Here is a 24,422-nt window from a genome sequence, read left to right as displayed (position 1 = left end):
GGGCGTGACGAGAGGACCGCATGGGCCTGTTCCGCATTCTGTTTTGGGTCGCACTGGTCGTCGTCGCCATCTGGCTTTGGCGACGCCTGAAGCGCCCTGCCACCACCAAGCGTGGTCCAGAGCCGGCCGCCATGGTGCGCTGCGCATCCTGCGGGGTTCACGTACCGCAAGATCACGCACTCAAGGCCGGTGACCGCTGGTACTGCAGTCAGCGCCACCTCGAGCAGGACAAGGCCAACGGTGGCCACTGAGCCCATCACCCTGAGCGACGACCAGAGTCGTCGCATCCTGCGCCTCTACCACTATTACCGTCTCACCATCGGCCTGGCCCTCGTCCTGCTGATTTCCAGCGACCTGCACCAGGACGTGCTGGACGTCATCAACCCGGCCATGCTGCGCAATGGCGCCTGGGCCTACCTGATCGTCAACATCGTGGTCGCGGTCTCGATGCAGCAGCCGCGGCGCAGTAGCCAGCTCTTCGGCTTGGCGCTCATGGACGTGGTGCTGCTGTCGGCTCTGTTCTACCTGGCGGGAGGCACGCCCAGCGGCATCGGCAACCTGCTGGTCATCGCCGTGGCGATCTCCAACATCCTGCTCGGCAGACGCATCGGACTGCTGATTGCCGCACTCGCCTCGATCGGCATCATTTACCTCACCTTCTATCTCGCCCTGAGCAAGCCCGGCGCGGAGAGCCAGTACGTCCAGGCAGGCGCGCTCGGAACGCTGTGTTTCGTGGCGGCGCTGTTCGTCCAGGCGTTGACCCGCCGACTCCAACTGAGCGAAAACCTGGCCCGTCAGCGCGCCGAAGATGTGGCCAATCTCGAAGCGCTCAATGCGCTGATTCTCCAGCGCATGCGCACGGGCATTCTGGTCATCGACGCGGAGCACCGGGTGTTGCTGGCCAACCGGGCGGCGACCGACATGCTGGCGTTGCCGGAGCTGGCCGGGCAGGTGCTGGACACGAGCTACCCACCCTTGATCGAGCGCCTTCAGCAATGGCGCACCAACCCCACACTGCGGCCCGAGAACCTGCGCGCCGTCGCGGGTGGCCCGACCCTGCAGCCCAGCTTCGCGACGCTGCAGCACAGCGAGCAGAGCAATACGCTCGTGTTCCTGGAAGACGTCTCGCACATCACGCAACAGGCCCAGCAGCTCAAGCTCGCCTCGCTGGGCCGACTGACCGCCGGCATCGCCCATGAGATCCGCAACCCGCTGGGCGCCATCAGCCATGCCGCCCAATTGCTGCAGGAATCCGAAGCCCTGGACGCACCCGATCGGCGCCTGACGCAGATCATTCAGGATCACTCGCGGCGGATGAACCTCATCATCGAGAACGTCCTCCAGCTCTCGCGCCGCCGTCAGGCCGAGCCGCAGCTGCTTGACCTGAAGTACTGGGTGCATCGCTTCGCCGGCGAGTTCCGCAATGGCCTCAAGGGCAATCAGAGCCTGCATGTGGAGTCGGTCGGCAGTTCCCTGCAGACCCGGATGGACCCTAACCAGCTCATCCAGGTGCTCAGCAACCTGGTCCAGAACGGGCTGCGCTACAGCGGCCAACAGCATGCAGAGGCCCAAGTGTGGCTCAGGCTGTACCGGGAGCCGGACAGCGACCTGCCGGTGCTGGAGATCCTGGACGACGGCCCCGGCGTGAAACCCGACCAGATGGCGAATATTTTCGAGCCCTTCTTCACCACGGAGAACAAGGGCACCGGGCTAGGCCTCTATATTTCGCGGGAGCTTTGCGAAAGCAACCAGGCCCGGCTGGACTATCAGCCACGCGCGGAAGGCGGCAGCTGTTTTCGCATCGTCTTCGCGCACCCGCGCAAGGTCGCCTGAGCAGGCCGCACTGCGACAGAGGCACGGCCGCGCCGGCATACATCGGAGTAACATGAGCCATCGCCCCGACAGGCCTGCATGAATCATTACCTACGCCATGACCGTTCGCCAGAAAGCGCTGATCATCGATGACGAGCCCGACATCCGGGAGCTGCTCGAGATCACGCTCGGCCGCATGAAGCTCGACACCCGCAGCGCACGCAACGTAAAGGAAGCCCGCGAGTGGCTCGCACGCGAAAGCTATGACCTGTGCCTGACCGACATGCGCCTGCCCGACGGCACCGGACTCGACCTGGTGCAGTACATCCAGCAGCATCATGCACAGACGCCGGTCGCCATGATCACCGCTTACGGCAGTGTGGAAACGGCCATTGCGGCACTCAAGGCCGGCGCTTTCGACTATCTCACCAAGCCCGTCGATCTCGAGCGATTGCGCGAGCTGGTCAGCTCGGCGCTTCGCCTGAAGACGGTTCGTGCCGAAACGGCGCCGGGAGATAGCCGACTGCTGGGCGAGTCACCGCCGATGAAGGCGCTCCGCAAGCAGATCACCAAGCTTGCGCGCAGCCAGGCGCCGGTCTACATCAGCGGCGAGTCGGGCAGCGGGAAGGAGCTGGTCGCCAGGCTCATCCATGAGCAGGGTTCGCGCGGCGATCGCCCCTTCATACCGGTCAACTGCGGTGCCATACCCTCCGAGCTGATGGAAAGCGAGTTCTTCGGCCATCGCAAAGGCAGCTTCACCGGCGCGATCGACGACAAGCAGGGCCTGTTCCAGGCCGCTCACGGCGGCACGCTGTTCCTCGACGAAGTGGCCGACCTGCCGCTCCCCATGCAGGTGAAGCTGCTGCGGGCGATCCAGGAAAAGGCCATCCGGGCGGTAGGCGGCCATCAGGAGAGCCTCGTGGACGTCCGCATCCTGTGTGCGACCCACAAGGATCTGGCCGCCGAAGTCGAAGCCGGCCGGTTCCGGCAGGATCTCTACTACCGTCTCAATGTGATCGAGCTGCGCGTGCCTCCGCTGCGTGAACGACGTGAAGACATCGGCATGCTCGCCGACGCCGTCCTTGCCCGCCTGACCGAGGGCGGGCCGGCCGCTCGCCTGAGCCCCGAGGCGCTGGAGAAACTGCGCAGCTACCGCTTCCCCGGCAACGTGCGCGAGCTGGAGAACATGCTGGAGCGCGCCTACACGCTCTGCGACGGCGACGAGATCGCCGCCAGCGACCTGCGTTTCTCGGACGCTCCCGGTTCTGACCGAGGCGAGACGGGCGACCTATCCAAGATCGACAACCTCGAGGACCACCTTGAAGACATCGAGCGCAAGCTCATCATGCAGGCGCTTGAAGAAACGCGCTGGAACCGTACGGCCGCAGCCCAGCGACTGGGCCTGAGCTTTCGCTCCATGCGCTATCGATTGAAGAAGCTCGGGTTGGACTAACACAGACCGACCCGGAACAGTTTCTCTGGCTGCGCCGGCGACTAGACCGAGGCATGCCCTGAGGTTGGCCCCCAGGCATGCCTCCGTTCCGATGCAGCGACCGCTGCCCGCGTATTCCGAGTTCCGTTCCCAGCCTTACCCCTGCGCCAGCAAGTTGCGCAAATCGATGATGGCTGCGTTCGCCCGCGAGATGTAGTTCGCCATCACCAGCGAATGATTGGCCAGCACACCGTAGCCGCTGCCATTGAGCACCATCGGACTCCAGAGCGGAGCCTGCGCCGCTTCCAGCTCGCGAATGATCTGCCGCAGGCTGGTCGTCGCGTTCTTCTTTGCCAGCACATCGGCGAAATCGACTTCGATCGCGCGCAACAGGTGCGACAAGGCCCATGCCTGACCACGCGCCTCGTAGAAGACATTGTCGATGTTCAGCCAGGGCGTCTCGACCACCTCCTCGCGCACCGGAGCGGCTTCGCCCGGCGCCGCCGCCGACTCGGCAGAATCCACCGGATCGAGGCGAACCCGCCCGACACTGGCAGACAATCGCTGCGACAGTGAGCCCAGGCGGGTCGCGACGTCGCCAAGCCAGCTGTTGAGGTTGTCGGCACGGGTGTAGAACAAGGCATTCGGCGCCGGATCGCTCAGCCGTGCCAGGTACCGATCCAGCGCCCGGATGCCCTCGCGGTATTCGGACTCGGTCGCCGGCAATGCCCAGCTGTTGTTGTCGAAGTGGAACAGCGGCTCGCCGCGCGCCAGGTCCGGGTCCTCGGCCGACTGCGACTGGGAGCGGGCGAAGTCCTTTCTCAGCGCGCGAGTCAGGTCACGCACTTGCACCAGAACGCCGTATTCCCAGCTCGGCATGTTGTCCAGCCAGACCCCGGGCGGCGCGATATCGTTCGAGAGGTAACCGCCCGGCTTGTCCAGCAACGTGCCGGCAACCTGCTTGAGCGTCTCCACCGTGGCGTAGCCATTGACCAACTGGCGATCGGACGCCTGCGCGGCCTCTCTCACGGTCTGCCGGACCGCGAAGCCATCCGGCTCCTGGCTCCAGTACCAGCCAAGCACCAGGCAGATCAGCAGATAAAGACCGATGACGATGGCGAGCAGTCGGATCAGCGTGCGCTGCCCCAATGGCTCCGTGTGCGAGGAATCGGCGCCTGTTGCTCCGGCGCGGGTACGGTTCTTCCAGTCGAGCATGGAGTTCGCCTTGTGTTTGTCCGGGAGAGGCCGCCCCGTATCAGGTTGCGGCACAGGTCCGAATGATAACCCAGGCTCGGAGTATGCTCAGCGCCGATCGCCAGGCGTGGCTGGCAGACTTCCCTTGGCATCGTGATAGCATTGAGCCACCTACTCGCCCGTCCGAAGGCGCCGAGAATCCTATGTCAGGTCAAGAAACCCTCAAGCAGCATTTCGCGCAGCGCGTGATCCATCAGGCGCGCGAGGTGCTTGAAGTTTGGCAGCGGCTGCAGCGTGGCGAGTGGGAGCCTGCCGGCATGGCCGCCTTGCAGGACGCGACCGCCCGTCTGCGCCGCTCGGCCGAGCGTTTCGACCAGACCGAGCACAGCCGCCTGGCGGGTCAGATCGAGGACTGCCTGACGGACATCGAGGACAATCGCGGACGGCTGTCCAGCGACACCATCGTCTCGCTCAGCCAGCTCATGCATCGGCTTGGACGCACAGGTCTGCGCCATGGCGACCCGCTCGAGCAGCTGTTTCTGCCGCCGCTTCGAAAACCCGTCTACCTCGCGCTCAGCGATAGCGAACGTGCGAGCCGCCTGAGCCAGCAGCTGGAATTCTTCGGCGTCGCCGCGCAGGTCCACGCCGACGCCGACCAGTTCGCCGCCGCCATGCGCGAGCGACACCCCGCTGCCATTCTCATGGACGTCGATTTCAGCGGACCCGACCTGGGCGTACGCCTGATCGAACATGCCCAGCAGGGACTGGAACAGAAGCTGCCGGTGCTGTTCTTCAGCCATGACGAGCGGGACACGCCGACCCGCCTCGCCGCGGTACGCGCCGGCGGCCTGGAATTCTTCACTGGCAGCGTCGATGCCTCCTCCCTGCTGGAGAAGATCGAAGACCTGACCCGCTCAGCACACAATGACCCGTACCGGGTGCTGATCATCGACGATTCGCGCGCGCAGGCCACCCACACCGAACGCGTGCTCAACAGCGCCGGCATCATCACCCGCACGCTGCTCGAGCCCTTCGAGGCGATGGCCACGCTGTCGGAGTTCCAGCCCGACCTGATCATCCTCGACATGTACATGCCCGATTGCGTCGGGACCGAGCTGGCCAAGGTGATTCGCCAGCATGAGCGCTACGTCAGCGTGCCGATCATCTACCTCTCCGCCGAGGACGACATCGACAAGCAGATCGATGCGATGAGCGAAGGTGGCGACGACTTCCTCACCAAACCCATCAAGACCCGACACCTGATTGCCACGGTCCGCACCCGCGCCAGCCGCGCGCGCAACCTCAAGGCGCGCATCGTCCGCGACAGCCTGACCGGTCTGTATAACCACACCCATACGCTGCAGCTGCTCGAAGACGCCAGCTTTCGCACGCGACGCGAAGGCCAGCCACTGAGTTTCGCGATGCTCGACATCGACCACTTCAAGCGCGTCAATGACGAATACGGCCACCCCATGGGCGACCGCGTGATCAAGAGCCTGGCGCTGTTCCTCAAGCAGCGCCTGCGCAAGACCGACCAGATCGGCCGCTACGGTGGCGAGGAGTTCGCCGTGGTGCTGCCCGATACCGACGCCCGCGCGGCAGGCGACGTGCTCGATGAAATTCGCCGACGCTTCGCCGAGATTCACTACCCGGCCAAACCGCGCGATCTATCGTGCACCTTCAGTTGCGGCATTGCCGAACTGGCGCCCGGAACCGACGTGAAAGTTCTGACGCAACAGGCCGACGAAGCGCTCTATCGCGCCAAGCATGGCGGCCGCAATCGCGTCGAGCTGTTCTAGCGGACGCGCTGCGATCCCCGTCACATGGATGACATCAAAGTGCCATAACGTCTGCGCTCCACCTGATGCCGGAGCCAGCCCCCATGCGCTTGCGAAGCCTGACTACCCTGAACACCGCCCTGCTGCTCGGCATCTGCCTCGCCCTCGGCGCGGCGTTGTGGTGGTCCGAACGCGCATTGTCCCAGCCCTATCGCCTGGTCTTTCAGGTACTCGAACTGTCTCAGCAGTTTCGTGAAGACGTCGCGGCGCCCATCCAAGGCTATCTCGCCTCGGGCGATGCGGTCCGTCATCGTGCGGCCGTCGAGGGGCTGGCCGCGTTCGAGCAGCAAGTCGCCGGACTGCCACCGACCCTGTCCCAGGAACTCGGCACAGCGTTACGCGCCCTGAACGATTTCGTCACCGATGAGCTGCTCGCGGTGGGCAAGCTCGCCGGGGACCCGCAGGCCCTCGTGCTCCAGGCCGAACGCGACATGGCGGCGGCGATCGCTCGGCTGGCCGAGGACGCCAGCGCCGCCGGCACAGCCGGACAGCCCTATCATGCCCCGCTGCTGGCGATCTCGGACCGACTACTGCGCCTGAGCCATGCCCGCGCCAAGTACGTCTCGACCGGTCGCGACACCCTGCGCGACGACGTCCAGGAACAGGTCGCCGCGCTCGACAAGCGGATCAGCGCGGCACAGGCGTTGCCGCTGCTCGGGGCGATCGACAGCGGTCCCAGCGGCGCCGGCAACTTCGCCGCGATGATGGGGCTGGAATCGCAAACCAGCGAACGCGACCTGGAAGACCGGACGACTGCGCCCAAGCGAGAACTCACCGCGCTGATCGCCCGCTATCCGAACGAGCTGACGCGGACCCGCGAGCTGATCGAACGACGCGCCGCCCTCGTTCAGGAAACCGAGCACAGGGTCGCCACCCTCCAGGCAGCCCTCGCCCGCCTGGAGCCTGCGGTGCGAACCGCCTACCACGACATCCAGACCGAGGTAAGGCAGCTGCAGGTCGCCATGATCCTGGCGATCGTCCTGATCGCGCTGCTGGCCGACCGCCTGCAGGGGCGCCTGACCCGGCAGCTCGGCCAACTGGTGCCGGCCCTGACCGCCTGGGCCGGCGGCGATTTCAGCCGCCCCATCGACGCCAGCGCCAGCATCGACGAGCTTCGAACCATCGAGGAATCGTTGAATCGTCTGCATGGCTTCCTTCATGGGCTGATCGGCACGCTCGGCGATCATGCGAACCGCGTCTCTACCAGCAGCCGAACGCTCGCCGATCTCAACGGCCACCTCCAGGACGGCGCGCAGCGCCAGGCTGACGACACCGCACAGATTCGCGATTCGCTCGTCGAGCTGGAGGCCACCATCGAGCAGGTAGCGACCGGCGCCTCGCAAACGGCCGCAGCGAGCCGCGATGCCAGGCAGGCCGTAGCGACCGGCCAGGATGTCATCGAGCAGAGCCTGAACGGGCTGAAGAACCTGGTGGAGGAAGTGCAGCTCAACGCCCAGGCGATCGAACACCTGGCCAAAGAGAGCGAAACGATCGGCAGCGTGCTCTCGATCATTCGCTCGATTGCCGAACAGACCAACCTGTTGGCCTTGAACGCGGCGATCGAAGCCGCGCGGGCCGGCACACACGGGCTGGGATTCGCGGTCGTCGCCGAGGAAGTACGCACGCTTGCCAAGCGCTCGAGCAGCGCAACCGATGAGATCGATGCGGTGATCAGCCGTCTACAGGGCACTGCGCGGCAATCGGTCGAGGCCATGCGCAGCCAGGTCGATCACGCGCGTGCCACCGCGGACTCGGCCAAGGGCGCCAGCGGTGCGCTGGATGGAATCGTCGCCGCCATGTCGGCGATCGGCGAGCGGGCCGAACAGATCGCCGCGGCGACGGCTCAACAGCATCTGGCCACTGCGGAAATCCGCGACCACGGGGAGCGAATCCATCGTTTGGGAGAGGCCAACCTCGGCCATATCGCCCTCAGCCGAGCCGAAGGCGAGCGCCTGCTGAGCCTGGCGCGCGAGCTCGATGCGGCGAGCGCCGACTTCAAGCTCGAACGAACCGACAGCGCGGCTTAGCGGGGCATCGGCTCCGGCCGCTGGCGACCCTTGGGCTTGCCGTTGCCAGCCGCCTTGCGACGCGCCTGGGCGGCCGCCTTGGCCTGCTCCCGCTTGTCCCAGGGATTGCCGTCCTGGCTACGCGGCGGCAGGCCGGTGTGCTGGGTCAGTAGCGGCTTGCCAGCCTTCTTGCTGCCCGCCGGCGTGGAGTTCTTGCGCCGCGCGCTCTGGTACTCGTCGGTAGCCGGCTGATACGTCGGGATGAGCTGATGCTTGCCGTTGCCGATGAGATCGGCACGCCCCATATCCTTCAGCGCTTCGCGCAGCAACGGCCAGTTCTTCGGATCGTGGTAGCGCAGGAAGGCCTTGTGCAAACGGCGCTGCGCCTCGCTCTTGACGATGGTGACGCCGTCGCTCTTGTAGGTCACCTTGCGCAGCGGATTCTTCCCGGAGTGGTACATGGCCGTCGCGCTCGCCATCGGCGAGGGATAGAAGGCCTGAACCTGATCGGCGCGGAAGCCGTTGCGCTTGAGCCAGAGCGCCAGGTTCATCATGTCTTCGTCCGTCGTGCCCGGGTGCGCCGCGATGAAGTAAGGAATCAGATACTGCTCCTTGCCCGCTTCCTTCGAGAACTTCTCGAACATCTGCTTGAAGCGGTCGTAGGCGCCGATGCCCGGCTTCATCATCTTCGACAAGGGGCCGGCTTCGGTGTGTTCCGGTGCGATCTTCAGGTAGCCGCCGACATGGTGGGTCACCAGTTCGCGCACGTATTCGGGCGACTCCACCGCGAGGTCATAGCGCAGCCCGGAAGCGATGAGGATTTTCTTAACGCCAGGCAGTTCGCGCGCCTTGCGGTACAGCGCGATCAGCGAGCTGTGGTCGGTGTCGAGGTTCTCGCAGATGCCCGGGAACACGCAGGACGGCTTGCGGCAATGCCGCTCGATCTCGTGGCTCTTGCAGGCCAGCCGGTACATGTTGGCGGTCGGCCCGCCAAGGTCGGACACCACCCCGGTAAAGCCGGGCACCTTCTTCATTTCCTCGATCTCATTGAGGATCGATTCGTGCGAACGGTTCTGGATGATTCGCCCCTCGTGCTCGGTGATCGAGCAGAAGGTACAGCCGCCGAAGCACCCTCGCATGATGTTCACCGAGAAGCGGATCATCTCGTAGGCCGGGATTTTCGCGCCGGCATAGGACGGGTGCGGCACGCGGGCATAAGGCGCGGCGAACACGTAGTCCATTTCCTCGGTGGTCAGCGGGATCGGCGGCGGGTTCAGCCATACGTCCAGGCCATCGTGTTTCTGCACCAGTGCCCGCGCATTGCCCGGATTGGTTTCCAGATGCAGCACCCGATTGGCGTGCGCATAGAGCACCGGGTCATTGCGAACCTTCTCGAACGAGGGCAGGCGAATGACCGTACGGTCCCGCTCGATCGTCGGGTGCGGCAACAATTCGACCGGACGGGCCTCGTTGGGGTCCTCGGCGGGCTGGCCGTTTTCCAGCGCACAGGCCTCGAGATCGCGCGTGTTCACGTAGGGATTGATGATCTTGTCGACCTTGCCCGGACGGTCGATCCGCGAGGAGTCGATCTCGAACCAGCCTTCCGGCGTATCCCGACGGATGAACGCCGTGCCCCGGACATCGGTGATGGTGCTGACCGACTCGCCGGCCGCGAGGCGCTGCGCGATCTCGACGACCGCCCGCTCGGCATTGCCGTACAACAGCAGGTCGGCGGTGGCATCCATCAGGATCGAGCGGCGCACTTTGTCGGACCAATAGTCGTAGTGGGCGATGCGACGCAGCGAGGCCTCGATGCCGCCAAGAATGATTGGCACCTGGCTGTAGGCCTCCTTGCAGCGCTGGCTGTAAACGAGGCTGGCGCGGTCCGGGCGCTGGCCCGCGATTCCGCCGGCCGTGTACGCATCGTCCGAACGGATCTTACGGTCGGCGGTGTAGCGGTTGATCATCGAGTCCATGTTGCCGGCCGCGATGCCGAAGAACAGGTTCGGCTCGCCGAGCTTCATGAAGTCATCCTTCGAGCGCCAGTTCGGCTGCGCGATGATACCGACGCGAAAACCCTGGGCCTCGAGCAGCCGCCCGATGATGGCCATGCCGAAGGACGGATGATCGACGTAGGCATCGCCGGTGACGATGATGATGTCGCACGAATCCCAGCCGAGCTGATCCATCTCCTCCCGACTCATCGGCAGGAACGGCGCCGGCCCGAAGCATTCGGCCCAGTACTTGGGATAATCGAACAGCGGCTTGGCGGCAGGCATGGCGAATCCGGGCGAGCGAAGAAAAGGCCGCGGAGAATAGCACAAAAAATGATCAGCAAAGCGCCAGGCAGCCGCCCTCGGCGACGACCGTCGCCGGTGCTCGCTATGACCGGTAGTGACGCGGCACGCGCGCGGTGACCTTGGTCAGCAGCTCATAGCCGATGGTCCCGCACGCCTGGGCGAGCTCGTCGATCGTGACCTGCGCGCCCCACAGCTCGACTTCGTCACCCATGCCCGCTTCCGGCAGGTCGGTCAGGTCCACGGCCAGCATGTCCATCGACACGCGCCCGGCCAGCGGCACGCGCCGCCCCCGCACGACCACCTCTGTGCCCACCGGCGCGGTGCGCGGATAACCGTCGGCATAACCGCAGGCGACGGTGCCGATGCGCGCCTTGCGCTCCGAACGCCAGGTCGCCCCGTAGCCCACCGTTTCACCGGGCGCCAGCTCGCGCACGGCGATGATCCGCGAGGTCAGCGTCATCACCGGGCGCAGCCCCAGCGTCTCGGCGCTGAGCTCGGCAAAGGGGCTTGCGCCGTACAGCATGATGCCGGGACGCAGCCAGTCCTGATGCGCCGCCGGCAGCGTCAGGGTGGCGGCCGAATTGGCGAGGGAGCGGTGCGTGAATGGTAGGTCGACGAGGCTGGCAAAGCATTCGAGCTGTCGATCGTTCAGCCAATGGCCGCGCTCGTCGGCACAGGCGAAGTGACTCATCAGATTCAGCTCGGCCACCTGTTCCGCCTCGGCCAGGCGAGCATGCCAACGCCGGACGGACGAGGCGTCCATGCCGAGGCGATGCATGCCCGAATCGAGCTTGAGCCAGACATTCAGCGGTCGATCGAGCTTCGCGGCGAGAAGCCAGTGCGCCTGCTCGTCGCCCTGCACCGCCACATCCAGGCCATGCTGGGCTGCCAGCGCATACTCATCCGGCTCGAAGCAACCCTCGAGCAGCAGGAGGCGGGCGTGCGGCGCGACGTCCCGGACCTGCAGCGCTTCCTCGAGGCTGGCTACCGCGAAACCGTCGGCCAGCGGCTTCAGCGTTTCGACCACCCGTGCCACCCCATGCCCGTAGGCATTGGCCTTGACCACCGCGAACGCCTGCCGGCCCGGACCGCATTGGCGTGCCAGTTGGTAGTTGTGCCGCAGGGCGGCGAGATCGACGGTGGCGACGAGCGGGCGCATGGGGGTTCCTTCGGCTGACCTGGAAAGCGGCATGGTACTCCCGCCGCCCGGGCCTGGCAGCCACTGCGGATCGCCTTACTCGTCGTCGAATTGGTAGCTACCCGGTGCCAGGTTGTCGAAGCGGGTGTATTTGCCGATGAATGCCAACCGAACGGTGCCGATCGGACCGTTACGCTGCTTGCCGATGATGATTTCCGCCACGCCCTTGTGCTCGGTTTCCGGGTGATACACCTCGTCCCGGTAGACGAACATGATGATGTCGGCGTCCTGCTCGATCGCGCCCGATTCGCGAAGGTCGGAGTTGACCGGGCGCTTGTTCGGGCGCTGCTCGAGCGATCGGTTGAGCTGCGACAGCGCCACCACCGGGCAGTTGAACTCCTTGGCCAGCGCCTTGAGGGAGCGGGAGATCTCGGAAATCTCGTTGGTACGGTTGTCGCCACTCGAGCCGGGGATCTGCATCAACTGCAGGTAATCGACCATGATCAGGGCGATCTCGCCGTGCTCGCGCGCCAGACGCCGGGTACGGGCGCGCATTTCCGACGGACTGATGCCGGCGGTATCGTCGATGAAGAGCTTGCGCTCGTTGAGCAGGTTGACGGCCGAGGTCAGGCGCGGCCAGTCGTCGTCGTCGAGCTTGCCCGAACGCACCTTGGTCTGGTCGATCCGCCCGAGCGAAGACAGCATACGCATCACGATCGAATCGGCCGGCATCTCGAGCGAGTAGACCAGTACCACCTTGTCGCTGCGCAAGGCGACGTTCTCCACGAGGTTCATGGCGAAGGTCGTCTTGCCCATCGAGGGGCGGCCCGCAACGATGACCAGGTCGGCCGGCTGCAGGCCGCTGGTCTTGTCGTCGAGATCGGCGAACCCCGTCGACACGCCGGTCAGCCCTTCGTTGGTATTGAACAGCGTATCGATGCGGTCGATGGTCTTGACGAGAATATCGTTGATGCCCACCGGGCCGCCGGTCTTCGGGCGCGCTTCGGCGATCTGGAAGATCATCCGCTCCGCTTCGTCGAGAATTTCCTCGCCTGTCCGGCCTTGCGGCGAGTAGGCGCTGTCGGCGATCTCGTTGCTGATGCCGATGAGCTGACGCAGCGTTGCGCGCTCGCGGATGATCTGCGCATAGGCCTTGATGTTGGCGACCGAGGGCGTGTTCTTCGCCAGCTCGCCCAGATAGGCCAGCCCGCCGACCTGGGACAGATGCCCCTCCTTGTCGAGCTGCTCGGACAGGGTCACCACATCGAACGGCATGTTGCGCTCGGCCAGCTTGAAGATGGCGCGAAAGATCAGGCGATGGTCGTGACGATAGAAGTCGCCATCGGACACCTGGTCCAGCACGCGCTCCCAGGCGTTGTTATCGAGCATCAGACCGCCCAGCACCGCCTGCTCGGCTTCGATCGAATGCGGCGGCACCTTGAGCGCGGCGGTCTCCAGATCGTACTGTTCAGGCAGGCTGATATCGTTCATGGCAGTCGAATTCCAAACCTCGAAAAGACAACGGGCACGTCTGCCGAAGCAGAAACGTGCCCGATGTTAACCACGCGACAGCCCTGCTGCCAGGCGGTGCAGGCCTCGCCCTCTCAGGCAAGGCCCTGGTCGGCTTAGGCCGCGACGACGATCAGCTTGACGGTCGCCTCGACATCGGTGTGCAGGTGCACAGCGATGTCGTATTCGCCGGTCTGGCGAATGGTGCCATTGGGCAGGCGCACTTCGCTCTTCGCGACTTCGACGCCAGAGGCGGTCAGTGCGTCGGCGATGTCACCGGTACCGATGGAACCGAACAGCTTGCCCTCATCGCCCGCGGTAGCGGTGATGGTGACTTCCAGCTCGGACAGCTGGGCAGCGCGGGATTCGGCGGAAGCGCGCTTCTCGGCGGCGGCCTTCTCCAGCTCGGCGCGGCGGGCTTCGAACTCGGCGATGTTGGCCGGGGTCGCTGCGGTTGCCTTGCCCTGCGGCAGCAGGTAGTTACGTCCGTAACCGGACTTTACGTTCACTTTGTCGCCCAGGTTGCCCAGGTTGGCGATCTTTTCCAGCAGGATGACTTCCATTCGAGTCTTACCTCTTAACTTTTTAACCTTCACCGTCCGCAGGTCCCGCTCCAGGCTTGCGCGGAGCGCGACCACGGAAATCAAACAGACTGTCGACAAGAGCCACGACGACCAAAAACGGATAGATCAACTGCATGAACAACAGCAGCCCGACGTAGAGCCCAACGAGCCAGAACCGACCAAGCCGCTTCTGCTCGACCAGGCCGTGCATCAGCGCCAGCGCGGCAAAGACCAACGGGACGCTGCACAGCGGCGTCAGCACTGCGACCCCGACACCCAGGCTAGGCCCCAGCAACATGCACAACAGGAGCCCACTGGCCACCAGCGGCGTAAAACGCAACGCCCGGAACTCGTGACCGAAACCGCCCGGGTTGTACAGTGCCGCCTGCCAGTAGCGCCCCAGCATCAGGCACAACAGCGTGACGATCTGCATCAGCGCCGCCAGAAGCCCGGTCAGTACCGGTGCGAGCAGCGCACCCAGGCGCTCCTGCTCGTCCGCCGACAACTGCTGGTACGCCTCCGACAAGGCGCCCGGCAAGACCTTGCGCAACTCATCGGCCAGCGCGCGGATCGGTTCACCGAATGCAATGCCCAATACCCAGGCATACACCAGTCCCAGCACCACGCTACCTAGCAAGACCCAACGCCAGGACGCCTGGCTGCGCAGCACGACGGCCAGCGCCAAGGATCCACCCAGAACCATCAAGACCCTGGGATCACCGAAGTACCACCAGGCCACCGCCGGTAACGCCGCCCATGCGAGCACACCTGCCGCATCGCTCAACCCACGTCGGAGCACGACCAGACTGCCGGCGGCTGCACTCAGCCAGAACAGCAGCGGCAATGCCGCCGAACCTGCCACCACCAGGGTGGCTTGCATGCGGCCGCGCATGATGAACTCAGCCAGCGAACGCATGCGATCTATCCTTCAGCTCTGTCGACCGATCCGACTCAACGACCGTGGCTATCGGTATAAGGCAGCAGGGCCAGGTAGCGGGCGCGCTTGATAGCGGTCGCCAGCTGACGCTGGTAACGCGCCTTGGTGCCGGTGATACGGCTCGGAACGATCTTGCCGGTTTCCGAGATATAGGCCTTCAGGGTGTTGAGATCCTTGAAGTCGATTTCCTTCACGCCTTCGGCGGTGAAGCGGCAGAACTTACGACGACGGAAAAAACGTGCCATGTGTCAGGCTCCTCAATAAAACCGTGGATTACTCGTCAGCGTTGTCTTTGTCGCTGCTCTCGCCATCGTTGCCGGCATTGTCGGCACCTTCTGGGCGATCACGGCGCTCGCGGCGCTCGCTGCGGTTTTCCTCGGCCTTGAGCATTTCGGACTGGCCGGTGACGGCTTCGTCGCGACGGATGACCAGGTTACGGATGACAGCGTCGTTGTAGCGGAAGTTGTCTTCCAGCTCGGCCAGTGCCTTGCCAGTGCACTCGACGTTCATCATCACGTAGTGCGCCTTGTGCACGTTGTTGATGGCGTATGCCAGCTGACGACGGCCCCAGTCTTCCAGACGGTGGATCTTGCCGCCGTCTTCTTCGATCAGCTTGGTGTAACGCTCCACCATGCCGCCGACCTGTTCGCTCTGGTCAGGGTGAACCAGAAAAATGATTTCGTAATGACGCATAGATGCTCCTTACGGGTTGCAGCCTGCCGACGAGCGGTCAGGCAAGGAGTGAATGTGATTCGTTGGCTTGCCCGGCTCCGGACAAGGCGCGCAATTCTAGAGAAGGCGCCTGATGGGTGCAAGGGAACTGGCGATTATTTGATCAGCCGAACACGCCCGCTCAGTTGCCACGTCGCGTCTGCGCGATGGCATTCAGCACGTCGCGCACACGGTTGATGTCATAGGGCTTGAGCATGGTCTGCAACGAGTCCACACCGACCTGCTCCGCCTCGACGATGTAGCCCGAGGCGATCACCACGGCCAGCCGCGGATAGCGCGCCTTGGCCTGGCGAACGAGATCGATCCCGCTCATGCCGACCAGGCCGACGTCCGTGAACAGCACGTCGAACGTCTGATCATCCAGCCGGCTCAGTGCCTCCTCGGCCGATTCGCTCAGCGTGACCCCGTGACCCAGCTCGGCGATCACCTCGCCGGTGAGCATGCGAAGCGTCGGATCGTCCTCGACGAACAGCACCTTCAACCCAGCCGACCCGACGTTCATCGCCGCCTCCTTGATCGTGTTTTCCGTAGTCGATGCCTGCGGCTTCGCTTCGGTGCGCTCCTCCCGGTCAACCACTAGCGCAACCGATTCGTCCCGATACCGGGGAAGATGCACGCACACGGAAGTCCCCTGCCCTGGCTCGCTCGTCAGGGTGATGAAACCGCCACTTTGCCGCACGAACCCATACACCATGCTCAAGCCAAGACCCGACGCATTCAGATGGCGCTTGGTGGTAAAGAAGGGTTCGAATGCTCGCGCCTGTACCTCGGGCGTCATCCCGCTCCCCTCATCGCGCACGTCCAGCGTCACGAAATCGCCGGGTTCGATACCGGGGTGCGCGCGGGCAGCCTCAGGCGACAGCACGCGATTCTCCAGACGGATGGTCAGGCAGCCTTGCCCTTCCATCGCATCGCGTCCGTTGACGGCGAGGTTGAGCAGCATCGCCTCGAGATTGCCGACATCGGCGAACACCGGCCACAGCGAATCAGCCATGTCCAGGCGCACCTCGATGCGTTGCCCGAGCGAGCTATCGAGCAGTTCCAGCAGCCGCTCGACCAGCTCGTCGAGGCGCACAGCCTGCGGCTGCAACCGCTGTCGGCTGGCGAAGGCGAGCAGCTGAGACGCCATGCGGGCGCCCTTGTCGACGCCACCGACCGCCGAATCGAGCCGGCGCAAGGCCGTTTCATCGCCGGTCAGGCTGCGCCGAAGCAACTGCAGATTGCCGCCGATGACCTGCAGCATGTTGTTGAAGTCATGCGCGATCCCGCCGGTAAGCTTGCCCACCGCCTCGAGCTTCTGCGCCTGTAGCAGCGCAGCTTCGGCCGTCCGGCGTTCGGCCTCGCTCTTGCGAAGCTCGCGGGTCCGCTCCTCGACGAGCGCCTCGAGATGCTCCTGATAGGCGGCAAGCTGCTGCTGGCTACGCACCTGCTCGGAAACGTCGTGCCCCTGAACGAAGATGCCGATCACCTGCCCTTGCTCGTCGAAGATCGGCTGGTAGACGAAGTCGACGAACACCTCCTGCAACTGCTGGCCAGCCTGCTGCTGAACCATCAGGCGCATTCGACGACCGACGTATGGCCGGCCCGTACGGTAGACATCGTCGAGCAGATCGAGAAAAACCTGGCCCTCGACCTCCGGCATGCCTTCCCGGACGCGCTTGCCGATCAACTGGCGAAAGCCCGTGAGCTGCTGGTAAGCCTCGTTGACCAGCTCGAACACATGCTCCGGTCCACGAAGGAAGCAGACGAACCCCGGCGCCTGGGCAAACAATCGGCGCAGGTGCTTGCCCTCGTCCTGCCAGAGGCGCGCCCGCGACAGCAACCCTTCCTCGATCTGCTGCAAGGGCTGCTCGCCAGCTCCCGCCTGGCGCGCCGCCTGCTTCATCGCGTGCAACTCGGTGATATCCACCGTGTGCTGGAGAATGGCGGTGACATCGCCGTGCTCGTCGAGGACGGGCGTGTGGGTGGCGCTCCAGTAGCGATCCTCGTAGAGGGTTCCCTCCGGCAGATCACGGCGGATCGAATAGCGGATCACCGGCAGGGTATCGACCGTCCGCCGCGACAACACCCGCTCAAACGAATCGAGCAACTCATCGACCCGGGTGGAGTCGGGAGAGGCCGGGTCGGCGGGGAAGGCCTCGTGCAGGCGATGTCCGCGGATTTCGTCCAGCGCCCGCCCCGTCAACCGAAGGTAGGCCTCATTGGCATCGAGGATGCGCAGCTCGCGATCGAGAAGCACATAGGCGTTTGGAGAAAGCCTGAACAGACTCTCGAACGACGGGCGTTGCATGAAACCTCCATGGGATGCCCAGCCGCCTCGGTCAGGCCATGCCGGAACATCGGTCGGCGGATCGACCGCCGCGCTATTAATGTGTCGAACCCGGATGGCCATTGACCATCCGGTGGCAAGTCCGTTCGCCGGCCCGGCCCAGCCCGACGCTCAGGCGTTGCGTGCGAGGTTCACGATTCGCTGCCGACGGGCCTCGAACAGGCATACCCCGCTCGCAACGGATACGTTCAGGCTACTGACGCTTCCGCCCATCGGCAGGCTGGCGAGGAAATCGCAGCGCTCGCGCGTCAGCCGCCGCATGCCTTTCCCTTCGGCCCCCATCACGATCGCCAGCGGGCCGGTCAGGTCGTGGTCGTAGAGCGCCTTCGACGCTTCGCCGGCCGTTCCGACGACCCAGACGCCGCGCTGTTGCAGCTTCTCCAGCGTGCGCACCAGGTTCGTCACCGCGACCAGCGGCATGACTTCCGCCGCCCCGCAGGCGACCTTGCGAACCGTCGCGTTCAGCGTCGCCGACTTGTCCTTCGGCACGATCACCGCCAGCGCGCCTGCTGCATCCGCGGTACGCAGGCAGGCACCGAGGTTGTGCGGGTCGGTCACGCCATCGAGCACGAGCAGAAGCGGCGGCTCATCGGCTCGGTCGAGCAATTCGTCGAGCATCGCCTCGCCCCATACCTGGCTCGGGCTGACCTCTGCCACCACCCCTTGATGAACGCCTTCGACCGAAGCGTCCAGCTCGCGGCGGTCGATCTGCCCCACCGGGATGCGACCCCGCTCGGCGAGTTCGAGCAGTGTCTGCGCGCGCGGGTCCGCTCGGCCTTCAGCCAGCCATATCTGCTTTACCCGCTTGGGATGGTGATGCAGCAGCGCCTCGATCGCATGAAAGCCGAACACCTTCTCCAACTGGCTCATGGCTTGGCCTTGCGCTTGCGCGGTTTCGACGGCTCCGTGGCGCCCGGCGCGCCGCCTCGCTTGCTGCGGCTGCCGGCCTTGGCATTCGTCGCCTTTTTCGCCTCGCCCAGCAGGGCCTTCTTCATTTCCCGGCTTTTGCGGTGCTCGTCATTCGCGCGCTCGGTCGTCGCCTTGCCGTCCGCACGGCCGGCGTTCCGCGCCCTGCTCGTCGGCTCGCGGCTGGAATCGCCGGGATCGCGGCTGCTGAGCTCGTAATCGATCTTGCGCTCATCGAGATCGACGCGCATCACCCGCACCTCGACGCTATCGCCCAGCCGGAAGCTGCGCCCGGAACGCTCGCCGGTAAGCCGATGATGGAGCGGATCGAAGTGGTAATAGTCGCCCGGCATCGCGGTGACGTGAACGAGCCCCTCGACATAGATGTCGGTCAGCTCGACGAAAATGCCGAAGCCGGTAACGGCCGTGATCACACCGGGAAAGGTTTCCCCGACGCGGTCTTTCATGAATTCGCACTTGAGCCAGTTGACGACGTCGCGTGTCGCCTCGTCAGCGCGGCGCTCGGTCATCGAGCAATGCTCGCCCAGTTGTTCGAGCGCGGCTTCGTCGTACGGATAGATACGTGCTTTGGCCATCGGGGCCGCACCCGCACGCTCGACGTGTTCGGTCGTTCGCTTGGAGCGGATGACGCTCCGGATCGCGCGGTGCACCAGCAGATCCGGGTAGCGGCGGATGGGCGACGTGAAGTGGGTGTACGCCTCGTAATTGAGGCCGAAATGGCCCTGATTGTCGGCGCTGTACACCGCCTGGCTGAGCGAACGCAGCATGACGGTCTGGATCAGGTGAAAGTCCGGCCGCTCGCGGATGCCTTCCAGCAATCGCTGGTAATCCTTCGGCGTCGGGCCTTCCTTGCCCTTGTGCAATCGGAGCCCGAGCTCTGCCAGGAACGCGCTGAGTTTCTCCAGCCGCTCCGGCGGAGGACCGTCGTGTACGCGGTAAAGGCCCGGGATATCGTGATCCTGAAGGAAGCGCGCGGTCGCGACGTTCGCGCACAGCATGCACTCCTCGATCAAGCGATGCGCATCGTTACGCTGGGTCGGTCGAATTTCGGCGATCTTGCGATCGTTGCCGAAGACGATGCGGGTTTCCTGGGTTTCGAAATCGATTGCGCCACGGGCGTGCCGCGCCTTGAGCAGCACCTTGAACAGCGCATACAGCTGCTTGAGGTTATCCATCACGGGGGCATTCGCTTCACGCAACTGCCGACCCTCGGTGGAACGAGGCTGCTCCAGCATGCTGCTGACCTTGTTGTAGGTCAGGCGCGCGTGCGAATGGATCACCGCTTCGTAGAACTTGTAGTCGGTCATCTGCCCGTTCTTGGACAGAATGACTTCGCAGACCATCGCCAGCCGATCGACGTGCGGATTGAGGGAGCACAAGCCGTTCGACAGCGCTTCGGGCAGCATGGGAACGACGCGCTCCGGGAAATAGACCGAGTTGCCACGGCTGCGTGCCTCGTCATCGAGCGCCGACCCGATCGTGACGTAATGCGACACGTCAGCGATGGCGACCAACAGCCGGAAGCCACCGGTGAGCCGCTGCCAACCGCCCAGCTTCTCGCAGTACACCGCGTCGTCGAAATCGCGCGCATCCTCGCCATCGATCGTCACGAAGGGCAGGTCGCGCAGGTCGACGCGGCGTGCCTTGTCCTTTTCTTCTACCTCGGCCCGGAGCTTTCCGGCTTCGGTCAGCACTGCATCCGGCCACACGTGGGGAATGTCGAAGCTGCGCAAGGCCACGTCGATCTCCATGCCCGGCGCCATGTAGTTGCCGATCACTTCGACGATGTCGCCTTGCGGCTGGAAGCGCGGAGTCGGCCAATGGGTGATGCGGATTTCCACGAACTGCCCCGGCTTGGCATCCATCGCCCGGCCCGGCGTGACAAGCACCTCTTGCTGAATCTTCGGATTGTCCACCACGACGAACCCGACGCCGCTCTCTTCGTAGTAACGCCCGACGATCGACTCGTGAGCCCGGCTGAGCACTTCGACGATCGCGCCCTCGCGTCGCCCGCGGCGATCGAGTCCGGCGACACGTGCCAGGCATACGTCGCCATCGAAAACCAGCCGCATTTGCGCAGGGCTCAGGAACAGGTCATCGCTGCCATCGTCCGGAATGAGAAAGCCGAACCCGTCCCGGTGACCGCTGATGCGGCCGCGGACCAGATCGAGCTTATCCACGGGGGCGTAGGTACCGCGCCGGGTGTAGATGAGCTGACCATCACGTTCCATCGCACGGAGCCGACGGCGCAACGCCTCGATCTGCTCCTCCGAAGCCAGACCGAACTCCTCGATCAGCTGTTCACGATTGGCCGGAGAACCTCGATCCCCAAGGTGCTGAAGGATCAGCTCGCGACTGGGAATGGGGTTTTCGTATTTTTCCGCTTCACGGGCGGCTTCGGGATCGAGCGACTGCCAATCAGCCATTAAGGAGTGTCACCTTTTGGTTCGTTGAATACAGGCGGCGTATTGAAGCGCGAATCGTGCGCGAGCGGCACCTTTCGCTGAATTATTTTTCGCCATCAGGGGTTTACAAGCCCCGGACCCGACCTTATAGTTCGCGGCCACAATGTCCGGTGGACGTTGTACACGGTAGCGTAGCAGCACTGACGTTACACGTGCCCAGGTGGCGGAATTGGTAGACGCACTAGGTTCAGGTCCTAGCGGTGGCAACACCGTGGAAGTTCGAGTCTTCTCCTGGGCACCACTTCAGTTGTTACGTTATTGACGAAGCTTGCCAGCTTCGACCGGCAACGGTCCAACAGGCAGCAGTGAGCGATCATTGCGACATGTGCCCAGGTGGCGGAATTGGTAGACGCACTAGGTTCAGGTCCTAGCGGTGGCAACACCGTGGAAGTTCGAGTCTTCTCCTGGGCACCACTCTTCAAAAAAGCCGAGCCGATGCTCGGCTTTTTTATTGCCTGACGCCCGGCGCCTCGCTGGCGGTCGGATCCGAGGCGCAGCTCAGCGCATCCAAAGCCTTCGCACCACCCTCTCCTTGCGCACCAATCAAATTACACGGCAATCGGCCGGACGCCCTCATGAAAAAAAGCCGCTCCTGAGAGCGGCCTTGGCGTTCGTACCGGTTCAGGCGTAAGGATGCCGCAGAACGATGGTTTCGATGCGATCCGGCCCGGTCGAAATGATATCGATCGGCGCACCAACCAGTTCTTCGATGCGCTTGATATAGGCGCGGGCCGCAGCGGGAAGCTCGTCCAGGCTCTTGGCACCCACCGTCGATTCGCTCCAGCCAGGCATTTCTTCGTAGATCGGCTCCAGACCATCGTAGCTATCGGCATCCGTCGGCGCCTCGATAACGTCACCGGATTCGTTGCGATAGCCCACACAAAGCCGCACGGTTTCCAGCCCATCGAGCACGTCCAGCTTCGTCAGGCACAGACCCGAGATGCTGTTGATCTCGATGGCGCGCCGCAGAATCACTGCATCGAACCAGCCACAGCGACGGGCGCGCCCCGTTGTCGACCCGAATTCGTGCCCCCGCTTGGCGAGAAACGCACCCGTATCGTCGAACAGCTCGGTCGGGAACGGCCCGGAACCGACTCGCGTGGTATAGGCCTTGGTAATACCCAGGACATAGTCCAGGTACAACGGACCAAAGCCGGAACCGGTAGCCGTGCCGCCAGCCGTCGTGCTGGAGCTGGTTACATAGGGGTAGGTTCCGTGATCGATGTCCAGCAGAGAACCCTGGGCGCCTTCGAACATGATGTAAGCGCCCTGCTTGCGCAGCTCGTGCAGCCGAGCGGTGACGTCCATGACCATCGGCCGCAGGATCTCGGCATAGCCAAGCGCCTCATCGAGCGTCTTCTGGTAATCGACCGGTTCCACCTTGTAGAAATGCTGCAGAACGAAGTTATGCAGCTCGAGCAGCTCGCGCAATTTGCTGGCAAAGCGCTCAGGCTTGAACAGATCGCCGATCCGCAAGCCGCGGCGCGCCACCTTGTCCTCGTACGCCGGCCCGATGCCACGCCCTGTCGTGCCGATCTTGCCTTCCGATCGTGCGGCTTCGCGCGCCTGATCGAGCGCGACGTGATAGGGAAGGATCAATGTGCAAGCGGGACTGATCCGCAGGCGCTCGCGGACCGGGACGCCCTTCTCCTCGAGCTTGGTGATTTCCTTCATCAAGGCATCGGGTGCCACCACGACGCCATTGCCGATGAGGCATTGGACGTTGTCACGCAGAATGCCGGACGGAATGAGGTGAAGAACCGTCTTTTCCCCGTCGATGACCAAGGTGTGACCAGCATTGTGTCCGCCTTGGTAGCGCACGACAGCTGCCGCCTGGTCGGTCAGCAGATCGACGATCTTGCCCTTGCCCTCGTCACCCCATTGGGTGCCCAGGACCACGACATTCTTACCCATAACCATGTCCTCTTCGGCGAAGCAGGCCGGTCAAGACCGGCGAAAAATCGGTGGATTCAAAACGGTAAGTCAGCGATTCAAGCGCTCAACGGCACAACTTGCCATGCGCCTTCGACGCGAACGAGCTGGTGGTCGCAACCAGCCGCGCCGGCACACGCCACGGACTGATCGCCAAGCGCCTGGACCACGCGCACACCGCGGCCGCGCAACTCGGTGATCGAGCCCCACAGAGCGCTGTCAGCTGGATCGGCTGGCGCCCATACGCCACCGGCACTCGGCTGAGCCATCGACTCGCCATAGGCGACGAGCGATTTCAGATCGGTGGAAAAGCCGGTCGCCGGGCGCGCCCGGCCGAACGCCGCGCCGACATCATCGTAACGCCCACCTTGGGCGATCGCATCGCCCATGCCAGGGACGAACGCCGCGAACACAACACCGGTGTGATAGTGGTAGCCGCGCAATTCCGCGAGATCGAAATAAAGCGGCAGCGAGGGATAGCGCACCGCCAGCGTGTCGGCGATCGTGATCAGCGATGCCAGTGCATCACGCACCGCATCAGGTGCTTCGGCGAAAAGCTGTGCCGCCTCGTCCAATACTTCGCGCCCACCGCACAGCCGGGCCAGCGCTCGTATCAGACTGGCGATGGAAGCATCGAGAGACTCCGTAAGCACGGCGACTTCCTCGACCGCCTTGCGCTGCAAGGCATCGAACAGCCGTTGCTCAGCCTCTCCAGCAAGACCAGCGGCCTGCGCCAACCCTCGATAGACGCCGACGTGGCCCAGATCCATGTGGACCTGCTCCACACCGGCCAGCTCCAGCGTTTCCAGCATGAGGCAGATCACTTCGATGTCGCTGGACGCGCTTGAATCGCCATACAACTCGGCGCCCAACTGGATAGGGCTGCGCGAGGTCGCCAGCGAACGCGGCTTGGCGTGCAGAACGCTGCCTGCGTAACAGAGCCGACTTGGCCCCTGGCGTCTCAGCGTATGCGCGTCGATGCGAGCGACCTGCGGCGTGATGTCCGCACGCAATCCCATCTGACGTCCGGACAGCGGATCGACGACCTTGAAGGTCTTGAGGTCGAGTTCCTGGCCGGTGCCGGTCAGCAACGAGTCGAGGAATTCGGCATGCGGCGTGATGACCAGCTCGTAACCCCACCGCCGAAACAGATCCAGCACGCTCCGTCGGGCTTGCTCGATGCGCTCCGCCTCGGGGGGAAGCACTTCTTCGATACCGTCTGGCAGTAGCCAGCGCTCTACCGTTGCCATCCGCCTACCTCTCGCCTCGCCTGTCGCATCGCCTAGCCGCGCGCAGCAAACGAGTCGC

General features: G+C 64.2%; 18 protein-coding genes and 2 tRNA genes. 7 read left to right on the top strand and 13 right to left on the bottom strand.

Annotated features, from left to right (window positions below):
- Window positions 1-20: 20 nt before the first annotated feature.
- From D7325_RS14870 to D7325_RS14860, 3 genes are all read left to right on the top strand, one after another.
- Window positions 21-251 (top strand): PP0621 family protein, encoded by a 231-nt coding sequence (locus D7325_RS14870; RefSeq protein ID WP_120996955.1) that lies wholly within the window; start codon window positions 21-23, stop codon window positions 249-251.
- Window positions 241-1,833: a sensor histidine kinase gene (locus tag D7325_RS14865; protein WP_120996953.1), complete on the top strand. Its 1,593-nt coding sequence runs from the start codon at window positions 241-243 to the stop codon at window positions 1,831-1,833. The genes D7325_RS14870 and D7325_RS14865 overlap by 11 nt, the downstream gene beginning before the upstream one ends.
- Before the next feature lie 97 nt (window positions 1,834-1,930).
- Entirely contained in the window at window positions 1,931-3,265 is a 1,335-nt protein-coding gene (locus tag D7325_RS14860; protein ID WP_120996951.1) for a sigma-54-dependent transcriptional regulator, read from the top strand.
- A 135-nt stretch (window positions 3,266-3,400) separates the two neighbouring features.
- Here the strand turns inward: D7325_RS14860 and D7325_RS14855 are convergent, their stop codons facing one another.
- Complete coding sequence (locus D7325_RS14855) at window positions 3,401-4,459, bottom strand: DUF2333 family protein (protein ID WP_120996949.1); 1,059 nt, start codon at window positions 4,457-4,459, stop codon at window positions 3,401-3,403.
- A 182-nt stretch (window positions 4,460-4,641) separates the two neighbouring features.
- Between D7325_RS14855 and D7325_RS14850 the strand changes: the two genes are divergently transcribed.
- Both D7325_RS14850 and D7325_RS14845 read left to right on the top strand, forming a co-directional pair.
- Window positions 4,642-6,237, top strand: a complete 1,596-nt coding sequence (locus D7325_RS14850) for a response regulator (protein ID WP_120996947.1) — start codon at window positions 4,642-4,644, stop codon at window positions 6,235-6,237.
- 83 nt (window positions 6,238-6,320) lie between these two features.
- Window positions 6,321-8,303: a methyl-accepting chemotaxis protein gene (locus tag D7325_RS14845; protein WP_120996945.1), complete on the top strand. Its 1,983-nt coding sequence runs from the start codon at window positions 6,321-6,323 to the stop codon at window positions 8,301-8,303.
- On the opposite strand, the gene D7325_RS14840 is transcribed toward D7325_RS14845, so the two are convergent.
- From D7325_RS14840 to rnr, 10 genes are all read right to left on the bottom strand, one after another.
- Complete coding sequence (locus D7325_RS14840; protein ID WP_120996943.1) at window positions 8,300-10,561, bottom strand: YgiQ family radical SAM protein; 2,262 nt, start codon at window positions 10,559-10,561, stop codon at window positions 8,300-8,302. The two genes, D7325_RS14845 and D7325_RS14840, sit on opposite strands and share 4 nt — an antisense overlap.
- A 103-nt stretch (window positions 10,562-10,664) precedes the next feature.
- A complete protein-coding gene (gene alr, locus D7325_RS14835) occupies window positions 10,665-11,741 on the bottom strand; it encodes an alanine racemase (RefSeq protein ID WP_120996941.1) in 1,077 nt (358 codons plus the stop codon).
- A gap of 75 nt (window positions 11,742-11,816) precedes the next feature.
- Window positions 11,817-13,211 (bottom strand): replicative DNA helicase, encoded by a 1,395-nt coding sequence (dnaB, locus tag D7325_RS14830; RefSeq protein WP_120996939.1) that lies wholly within the window; start codon window positions 13,209-13,211, stop codon window positions 11,817-11,819.
- A gap of 134 nt (window positions 13,212-13,345) precedes the next feature.
- Window positions 13,346-13,792 (bottom strand): 50S ribosomal protein L9, encoded by a 447-nt coding sequence (rplI, locus tag D7325_RS14825; RefSeq protein ID WP_120996937.1) that lies wholly within the window; start codon window positions 13,790-13,792, stop codon window positions 13,346-13,348.
- 22 nt (window positions 13,793-13,814) lie between these two features.
- Entirely contained in the window at window positions 13,815-14,708 is an 894-nt protein-coding gene (locus D7325_RS14820) for a hypothetical protein (protein WP_120996935.1), read from the bottom strand.
- 35 nt (window positions 14,709-14,743) lie between these two features.
- Entirely contained in the window at window positions 14,744-14,974 is a 231-nt protein-coding gene (rpsR, locus tag D7325_RS14815) for a 30S ribosomal protein S18 (protein WP_012699436.1), read from the bottom strand.
- Window positions 14,975-15,002: 28 nt separating this feature from the next.
- The gene (gene rpsF / locus D7325_RS14810) at window positions 15,003-15,422 is read right to left on the bottom strand and encodes a 30S ribosomal protein S6 (protein ID WP_120996933.1); all 420 of its coding nucleotides are present in this window, start codon (window positions 15,420-15,422) and stop codon (window positions 15,003-15,005) included.
- Window positions 15,423-15,582: 160 nt separating this feature from the next.
- Entirely contained in the window at window positions 15,583-17,751 is a 2,169-nt protein-coding gene (locus D7325_RS14805; RefSeq protein ID WP_120996931.1) for a PAS domain-containing protein, read from the bottom strand.
- Window positions 17,752-17,901: 150 nt separating this feature from the next.
- Window positions 17,902-18,660 carry a 23S rRNA (guanosine(2251)-2'-O)-methyltransferase RlmB gene (gene rlmB / locus D7325_RS14800; protein ID WP_120996929.1) on the bottom strand — a complete coding sequence of 253 codons (759 nt, stop codon included), beginning with the start codon at window positions 18,658-18,660 and terminating at the stop codon, window positions 17,902-17,904.
- Complete coding sequence (rnr, locus tag D7325_RS14795; protein WP_120996927.1) at window positions 18,657-21,143, bottom strand: ribonuclease R; 2,487 nt, start codon at window positions 21,141-21,143, stop codon at window positions 18,657-18,659. Before rnr ends, rlmB begins: the two co-directional genes overlap by 4 nt.
- Window positions 21,144-21,336: 193 nt before the next feature.
- Between rnr and D7325_RS14790 the strand changes: the two genes are divergently transcribed.
- Window positions 21,337-21,423: transfer RNA gene (locus D7325_RS14790), tRNA-Leu, on the top strand.
- An 86-nt stretch (window positions 21,424-21,509) separates the two neighbouring features.
- Window positions 21,510-21,596, top strand: a tRNA-Leu gene (locus D7325_RS14785).
- Between the two features lie 207 nt (window positions 21,597-21,803).
- Here the strand turns inward: D7325_RS14785 and D7325_RS14780 are convergent.
- Both D7325_RS14780 and D7325_RS14775 read right to left on the bottom strand, forming a co-directional pair.
- Complete coding sequence (locus D7325_RS14780) at window positions 21,804-23,096, bottom strand: adenylosuccinate synthase (protein WP_120996925.1); 1,293 nt, start codon at window positions 23,094-23,096, stop codon at window positions 21,804-21,806.
- A 77-nt stretch (window positions 23,097-23,173) separates the two neighbouring features.
- On the bottom strand, window positions 23,174-24,364 hold the full coding sequence (locus tag D7325_RS14775) for an ATP phosphoribosyltransferase regulatory subunit (protein ID WP_120996923.1): 1,191 nt from the start codon (window positions 24,362-24,364) through the stop codon (window positions 23,174-23,176).
- Window positions 24,365-24,422 lie beyond the last annotated feature (58 nt).

The organism is Stutzerimonas urumqiensis (genome assembly GCF_003640395.1).
Lineage (GTDB): Bacteria > Pseudomonadota > Gammaproteobacteria > Pseudomonadales > Pseudomonadaceae > Stutzerimonas > Stutzerimonas urumqiensis.
The sequence above is the reverse complement of the archived record's forward strand: the minus strand, read 5'-3'. Positions and strand labels throughout refer to the sequence as shown.

Excerpts from the sequence above, each read along its gene's own strand:
- D7325_RS14820 (WP_120996935.1), bottom strand. The coding sequence starts at position 14,708 with ATGCGTTCGCTGGCTGAGTTCATCATGCGCGGCCGCATGCAAGCCACC.
- D7325_RS14870 (WP_120996955.1), top strand. The coding sequence starts at position 21 with ATGGGCCTGTTCCGCATTCTGTTTTGGGTCGCACTGGTCGTCGTCGCC.
- D7325_RS14855 (WP_120996949.1), bottom strand. The coding sequence starts at position 4,459 with ATGCTCGACTGGAAGAACCGTACCCGCGCCGGAGCAACAGGCGCCGAT.
- rplI (WP_120996937.1), bottom strand. The coding sequence starts at position 13,792 with ATGGAAGTCATCCTGCTGGAAAAGATCGCCAACCTGGGCAACCTGGGC.
- alr (WP_120996941.1), bottom strand. The coding sequence starts at position 11,741 with ATGCGCCCGCTCGTCGCCACCGTCGATCTCGCCGCCCTGCGGCACAAC.
- D7325_RS14805 (WP_120996931.1), bottom strand. The coding sequence starts at position 17,751 with ATGCAACGCCCGTCGTTCGAGAGTCTGTTCAGGCTTTCTCCAAACGCC.
- D7325_RS14860 (WP_120996951.1), top strand. The coding sequence starts at position 1,931 with ATGACCGTTCGCCAGAAAGCGCTGATCATCGATGACGAGCCCGACATC.
- rlmB (WP_120996929.1), bottom strand. The coding sequence starts at position 18,660 with ATGAGCCAGTTGGAGAAGGTGTTCGGCTTTCATGCGATCGAGGCGCTG.
- D7325_RS14780 (WP_120996925.1), bottom strand. The coding sequence starts at position 23,096 with ATGGGTAAGAATGTCGTGGTCCTGGGCACCCAATGGGGTGACGAGGGC.
- D7325_RS14850 (WP_120996947.1), top strand. The coding sequence starts at position 4,642 with ATGTCAGGTCAAGAAACCCTCAAGCAGCATTTCGCGCAGCGCGTGATC.
- rnr (WP_120996927.1), bottom strand. The coding sequence starts at position 21,143 with ATGGCTGATTGGCAGTCGCTCGATCCCGAAGCCGCCCGTGAAGCGGAA.
- D7325_RS14845 (WP_120996945.1), top strand. The coding sequence starts at position 6,321 with ATGCGCTTGCGAAGCCTGACTACCCTGAACACCGCCCTGCTGCTCGGC.
- D7325_RS14840 (WP_120996943.1), bottom strand. The coding sequence starts at position 10,561 with ATGCCTGCCGCCAAGCCGCTGTTCGATTATCCCAAGTACTGGGCCGAA.
- rpsF (WP_120996933.1), bottom strand. The coding sequence starts at position 15,422 with ATGCGTCATTACGAAATCATTTTTCTGGTTCACCCTGACCAGAGCGAA.
- D7325_RS14775 (WP_120996923.1), bottom strand. The coding sequence starts at position 24,364 with ATGGCAACGGTAGAGCGCTGGCTACTGCCAGACGGTATCGAAGAAGTG.
- dnaB (WP_120996939.1), bottom strand. The coding sequence starts at position 13,211 with ATGAACGATATCAGCCTGCCTGAACAGTACGATCTGGAGACCGCCGCG.
- rpsR (WP_012699436.1), bottom strand. The coding sequence starts at position 14,974 with ATGGCACGTTTTTTCCGTCGTCGTAAGTTCTGCCGCTTCACCGCCGAA.